Origin of the sequence: Mesorhizobium sp. M7D.F.Ca.US.004.03.1.1, assembly GCF_003998635.1 — a bacterium.
Taxonomy (GTDB): domain Bacteria; phylum Pseudomonadota; class Alphaproteobacteria; order Rhizobiales; family Rhizobiaceae; genus Mesorhizobium; species Mesorhizobium loti.
Genome location: NZ_RZQG01000292.1, coordinates 1 through 6,485, shown reverse-complemented (window position 1 = coordinate 6,485; position 6,485 = coordinate 1). Strand labels below are relative to the sequence as shown.

Genomic DNA, 6,485 nt, shown 5'->3' with positions numbered 1-6,485 from the left:
AGTAGACGCCGGCGTCGCGCAGATACTGGTCGGCGCGGGCGAAACGCTGGCCGAGTTTCTCAGGCCCCAGCTCGTCGAGCGCTTCGATGAAGTGCTTCCAGACCGGGCGGGGATTGCCTGACGCATCGACCATCTCGTCGACGACGCCGTCGATCGGCTGGTAGTGCTCCAGCAGGCTGTGGATCTGCGGCTTGCCGCGTACCCTCTTGTGATTCCCCTTTGCCATCGCTGATCAGAGTCTTGCCGGCCGCCGAAGGTCAAGGGTCATCGGGAAATCTTCCGCCGGTTGTTCCTCATGGATCACATAGGCGGATGGCGTATGGCCGCGCGGTTCGAAGCGGGCGAGCCGCCGAGCTTCCGCCTCGTTGCCATTGACCGGAAAGGTATCGTAATTGCGCCCGCCGGGATGAGCGACATGGTAGACGCAGCCGCCGACCGCACGGCCCGACCAGCGGTCATAGATATCGAACACCAGCGGCGTGTTGACCGGCAGCGCCGGATGCAGGCCCGATGCCGGTTGCCAGGCCTTGAAGCGGACGCCCGCCACCGCCACTTCGCGGTTGTCCGTCGCCTTCATCGGCACGACACGGCCGTTGCAGACGACCGCATGGCGCTCCGGGTTCAGCCCTTCAGTCTTGACCTGCAGCCGTTCGACCGAGGAATCGACGAAGCGCACGGTGCCGCCGATCGCGCCTTGCTCGCCCATGACATGCCAGGGTTCGAGCGCCTGCCGCAGTTCCAGCTTGATGCCAGCGTGTTGAACCTCGCCGCAGAACGGGAAGCGGAATTCGAGCTGGGCATCGAACCATTCGGGCCTGAATTCGAAGCCGTTGAGCTTGAGGTCGTCGAGCACGTCGAGGAAATCGGCCCATACGTAATGCGGCAGCATGAAGCGGTCGTGCAGCGACGTGCCCCAGCGCACGAAGCGGCCGTCGAGCGGGCTCTTCCACGCGCGGGCAATGATCGCCCTAACAAGCAGTTGCTGCGCGAGGCTCATGCGCGCGTTGGGCGGCATCTCGAAGCCGCGGAACTCGACCAACCCCAGCCGGCCGGTCAGTCCGTCCGGCGAGAACAGCTTGTCGATGCAGATTTCCGAACGGTGCGTATTCCCGGTGACGTCGGTCAACAAATTGCGGAACAGCCGGTCGACCAACCAGGGCAAGGGTGCCGCGCCCTGGTCCGGATGCGGCACCTGCGCCATCGCGATCTCGAGTTCGTAGAGCGAATCGTGACGCGCCTCGTCGAAGCGCGGCGCCTGGCTGGTTGGGCCGATGAACAGGCCCGAGAACAGGTAGGACAGCGAGGGACGCCGCTGCCATTGCAGCACCAGGCTCTTCAACAGGTCCGGCCGGCGCAGGAACGGACTGTCATTGGGCGTCGCGCCGCCGACCACGACATGGTTGCCGCCGCCGGTGCCGGTGTGACGGCCATCGATCATGAACTTGTCGGCGCCAAGCCGCGTCTGCCGCGCCTCCTCGTAGATCGCCGTCGTCGTCGCAACGCAATCCTGCCAGTTGGACGCCGGATGGATGTTGACCTCGATGACGCCGGGGTCGGGCGCCACGCGGATGACGTTGAGACGTGGATCGTGCGGCGGGCCATAGCCCTCGATATGCACGGGAAGACCGATCGCCTTTGCCGCGTTCTCGGCCGCCGCAACCAATTCCAAATAGTCTTCCAGCGCCTCGACCGGCGGCATGAACACGCACAGCCGCCCATCACGCGGCTCGACCGAAAGTGCGGTGCGCACCGCGCCGCCGATCTCGGTGATCTCCTGCTCGACCCGGTCCTGTTGGCCGGTCGCCGCCGTGAAGGACACCGCCTGCTGGCGGCGCGCCATCTCATCGGCGCCTTCCAGTTCGGCCGGAGCAGCGGAGGGCAGTATGGCTTCGCGCGCGGGCAGCGGGCCGCGTGGCAGCGACGGATCGACCGGCACGATGTAAGGAAACTGCTCCGGCGGTACATAGGGCAACGTGCCGAGTGGCAAGCGGTAGCCGACCGGTGAATCCCCGGGCACCAGGAACAGCCGGCCGCGCCGCGTCTTCCATTTTTCCGAGCGCCAGCGCGGCCCCGACGCCTGGCTGTTCCAGCGCTGGACGGGAAGCACATAGCCGGACGGTTTGGTCAGCCCGCGTTCGAAGACTTTTGCCATGCGGCTGCGTTCTTCGGGGTCCTCCAGCTTGGAGTTAGAGGGATCAACATTGTCCGGCAGCTTGCCTTCCTTGAGCAGCCACTCGGCCGGATCCTCATAGGCTTCGCTGACCATGGTCTTGTCGATGCCGAGTTCACCGGCAATCGCGGTCAGCAGGCTTTCGGCCTGTTTCGGGCCGATATCAGCCTCGCTCTTTTCGCGGGCGATCAGCGACGGGTCGCTCCACACCGGCTGGCCATCGGCGCGCCAGTAGAGCGAGAAGGTCCAGCGCGGCAGGCTTTCGCCCGGATACCATTTGCCCTGGCCGTAGTGGAGAAAGCCTCCCGGCGCAAAGCGCTCACGCAGTTTTCGGATCAGTTCATCAGCCTTTTCGCGCTTGGTCGGGCCGACGGCGGCGGTGTTCCATTCGGCCGACTCGAAATCGTCGATCGACACGAAGGTCGGCTCGCCGCCCATGGTCAGCCGCACATCGCCGGCCGCAAGCGCGGCATCCACCTTGTTGCCGAGCGCGTCGAGCGCCTGCCAACTTTCATCCGAGAATGGCTTGGTGATGCGCGGATGTTCAGCGATGCGATCGACTCGCATCTCGAAGCCGAATTCGACATTGGCGAAGCTCGCCATGCCGGAAATCGGAGCAGCATTGCGAAAATGCGGCGTCGCTGCCAGCGGCACATGGCTTTCGCCGGTGAGCAGACCCGATGTCGGATCGAAGCCGATCCAGCCGGCTCCGGGAAGATAGACCTCGCACCAGGCGTGCAGGTCGGTGAAATCCACCGCGGTTCCCGGCGGGCCGTCGAGCGCGGCGAGGTCGGGCTTGAGCTGGATCAGGTAGCCGGAGACGAAGCGCGCGGCGATACCGAGATTGCGCAGGATCTGCACCAGCAGCCAGCTCGAATCCCGGCACGATCCCTTGGCGGCAGCCAGTGTTTCCTCCGGCGAGAACACACCGGTTTCCATGCGCACGATATAGGCGATCTCGCGCTGCAGCCGGGCATTGAGGTCGACCAGGAAATTGACGGTATTGGCAGCGCTGCGGTCAATGGTCTTCAGCAGGGTCGACAGCAGCGGTCCGGCCGGTTCCGGGGTGCGATAGATGGCGAGATCGTCGCGTATTTCTTCCGGATACTCGAACGGAAACGCCTCGGCCGACGGCTCGACGAAGAAATCGAACGGATTGTAGACCGTCATGTCGGCAACGAGGTCGACCTCGATCTTCAGCTCGGTCACCGGCTCCGGAAAGACAAAACGGGCAAGGAAGTTGCCGTAGGGGTCCTGCTGCAGATTGACGAAATGGTTCGCCGGCTCGACCTTGAGCGAATGGCTCAGCACCTTGGTGCGGGAATGCGGCGCCGGCTGCAGCCTGATGATCTGGGGGCCGAGAACCACCGGCCGATCGTATTTGTAGTGGGTCAGGTGATAGACGGCTGCCAGAATTGCCATGGTGCCCCGGAAGTCGGCGTTTCAATCCGCCGAACCCTGACACATCTGGCGGCCATTCTCCAAGCAGAGATGTTGCGGTGCACCTAATTAAGCAACGGTTGCCGGCTTAAGGTGTGTTGAGATTCAGCTCAGGCCGAGTCGAAAATGGTGGCTTCCGAGAACCGGAGCGGAGCGTACTTTTCGTACGTGAGCACCGGAAGCGCAGGAAGCCACCGTTTGCAGGCCGGCCTCACCTGAATATCGACACAGCTTAGAAGAACGCCTGGATGCCAGTCTGCGCCCGTCCCAGGATCAGCGCGTGCACGTCATGCGTGCCCTCATAGGTGTTGACCGTCTCCAGGTTCTGCGCATGGCGCATCACGTGGTAGCCGATCTGGATGCCGTTGCCGCCATGCATGTCGCGGGCCTGGCGGGCGATGTCGAGCGCCTTGCCGCAATTGTTGCGCTTGACGATCGAGATCATTTCCGGCGCCATCTTGCCTTCATCCAGCAACCGCCCGACGCGCAAGGATGCCTGCAGCGCGAGCGCAATCTCGGTCTGCATGTCGGCGAGCTTCTTCTGGTAAAGCTGCGTGCCGGCCAGCGGCTTGCCGAACTGTTTGCGGTCGAGGCCATACTGGCGGGCACGATGCCAGCAATCTTCCGCCGCACCCATCGAGCCCCAGGAAATGCCGTAGCGGGCCCGGTTGAGGCAGCCGAACGGTCCGCCGAGGCCCTTGGCGTTGGGCAGCAGCGCATCCTCGCCGACCTCGACGCCTTCCATCACCACTTCGCCGGTGATGGAAGCCCGCAGCGACAGCTTGCCACCGATCTTCGGCGCCGAAAGCCCTTTCATGCCCTTTTCCAGCACGAAGCCACGGATCTCGTCCTTGCCGTTTTCGCCCTTCAACTTCGCCCAGACGACGAACACATCGGCGACCGGCGCGTTGGAAATCCACATCTTCGAGCCGGAGAGCCTGTAGCCGTTGGCGGTCTTCTCGGCGCGCGTCTTCATACCACCCGGGTCGGAGCCGGCATCCGGCTCGGTCAGGCCGAAACAGCCAATCCACTCGCCACTGGCGAGCTTGGGCAGGTACTTCTTACGCTGCTCGTCCGAGCCGTAGGCGTAGATCGGATACATCACCAGCGACGACTGCACTGACATCATCGAGCGATAGCCCGAGTCGACACGTTCGACTTCCCGCGCGACCAGCCCATAGGTCACATAATTGGCGCCGAGCCCGCCGAATTCCTCGGGGATGTTGATGCCGAGCAGACCGGCCTCGCCCATTTCGCGGAAGATCGCGGTGTCGAAGGTCTCGTTGAGATAGGCGTCCTCGATCCGCGGCGCCAGCTTGTCGGCGGCAAAGGCCGCCGCGCCGTCGCGAACCATGCGCTCGTCTTCCGAAAGCTGGTCCTCGATCAGGAACGGGTCTTCCCAGACGAATGCATTCTTGTCGGCGGCCATGGCGTTCTCCCAACCAGTGTATGTCGCCCAAAAGTGTAAGCGGTTTGGGATGACATGCATGAAGCAAAATCTTGGCCCGGCTTATCGGCCTGCGCCCTGAAAAAATCAAACGAAATTGCTTCACCGATCAATGAGCGTTAGGAATGGATCATGAGTGTCCAGCGCCGCCTTTTGCCCAACATCAGCGCCCTTGCCGCCTTCGAGGCGGTGGCCCGCCTGGGCAGTTTCACCGCCGCCGCCCAAGAGCTGGATCTGACCCAGGGCGCCGTTAGCCGGCAGATCAGATTGCTGGAAGATCAGTTCGGCCGCCGACTGTTCGAACGCGACAGCCGCAATGTCAGGCTGTCGACACCAGGCGAAATCTATGCCGAAGCGGTGCGGTCAGCGCTTGGCCAACTGCGTGACGCAGCCCTTGGATTGATGAGCAATCGGCATAGCGGCATCCTGAACCTTGCCATATTGCCGACCTTCGGCACGCGCTGGCTGATGCCGATGATCCCCGATTTCGTCGAAAACAATCCTGACATCACCATCAACTTCGTCACCCGTGTCGGCCGCTTCGACTTCACCAGGGAGCGGCTGGACGCCGCCATCCACTATGGCCTGCCGGACTGGCCGGAGGCCGACTCGACACTGCTGGTGCGCGAAACGGTGGCGCCGGTGGTGTCGCCCGAATTCCTCGCCGGCCGCGCCATCGCCACACCGGCCGATATCGGCCGCCTGCCGCTGCTGCACATGGCGACGCGCCCTGGCGCCTGGACTGAATGGTTCGAGCATCAGGGCCTCAGCGCGCCGACTGGGCCGGGCATGCAGTTCGAGCAGTTCGGCACCGCCGCCCAGGCTTGCATGGCCGGGCTCGGCGTCGCGCTGCTGCCGTTGATTCTCATCGCGGGAGAATTGCAGCGCGGCCAGTTGGTGCCCGCGCCCGGCCAGCCCATGCAGAGCCGCAGCGCCTATTATCTCGTCGTCCCGCACGACAAGCGCGGCCATCCGCCGGTCGCCAGCTTTCGCGATTGGCTGCTGGGCCAGGTTGAGAAGGAGCCGGCTGTTCTGGCGTGGTAGCTACTTCCGCTTCAGCGCATCTGCCAGCGCCGCACCGAACGCGCCTTGCTGCGCCGGCCGTTCCGGCTGGCGCTGTGGCGCCGACGAGCGTGGCACTGGCCTGTCGCCACCATTGTCGCGCGGCCCGCCGCCCTTCGATGCGCCGCCTTCGCCGCCATCCTTGCGCATGGAAAGCGCTATGCGCTTGCGCTTGATGTCGACGTCGACGACGCGCACCTTGACCACGTCGCCGGCCTTGACCACCTCATGCGCATCCTTGATGAAGCGATCGGCCAGTTGCGAGACATGCACCAGCCCGTCCTGATGGACGCCGATATCGACGAAGGCGCCGACGGCATCGACGACATCAAGGATCTGAAGCCCGGCATGCTGCTGGAAGGCACC

The 6,485-nt window shown here is 64.1% G+C and carries 5 protein-coding genes; 1 reads left to right on the top strand and 4 read right to left on the bottom strand.

From position 1 onward, the window contains the following. The 3 genes from EN935_RS17535 to EN935_RS17525 form a co-directional block, all read right to left on the bottom strand. A partial coding sequence (locus EN935_RS17535) for a hypothetical protein (RefSeq protein ID WP_164771176.1) occupies positions 1–226 on the bottom strand: 226 nt, incomplete at its 3' end. A 6-nt stretch (positions 227–232) separates the two neighbouring features. After that, positions 233–3,592, bottom strand: a complete 3,360-nt coding sequence (locus EN935_RS17530; protein WP_127373472.1) for a transglutaminase family protein — start codon at positions 3,590–3,592, stop codon at positions 233–235. Positions 3,593–3,842: 250 nt separating this feature from the next. Continuing rightward, entirely contained in the window at positions 3,843–5,039 is a 1,197-nt protein-coding gene (locus EN935_RS17525; RefSeq protein WP_109659451.1) for an acyl-CoA dehydrogenase, read from the bottom strand. A gap of 150 nt (positions 5,040–5,189) precedes the next feature. Between EN935_RS17525 and EN935_RS17520 the strand changes: the two genes are divergently transcribed. Then, positions 5,190–6,101, top strand: a complete 912-nt coding sequence (locus tag EN935_RS17520) for a LysR family transcriptional regulator (protein ID WP_127263724.1) — start codon at positions 5,190–5,192, stop codon at positions 6,099–6,101. Here the strand turns inward: EN935_RS17520 and EN935_RS17515 are convergent. Continuing rightward, the coding region (locus tag EN935_RS17515) for a S1 RNA-binding domain-containing protein (RefSeq protein WP_127373471.1) at positions 6,102–6,485 on the bottom strand (384 nt) is incomplete at its 5' end.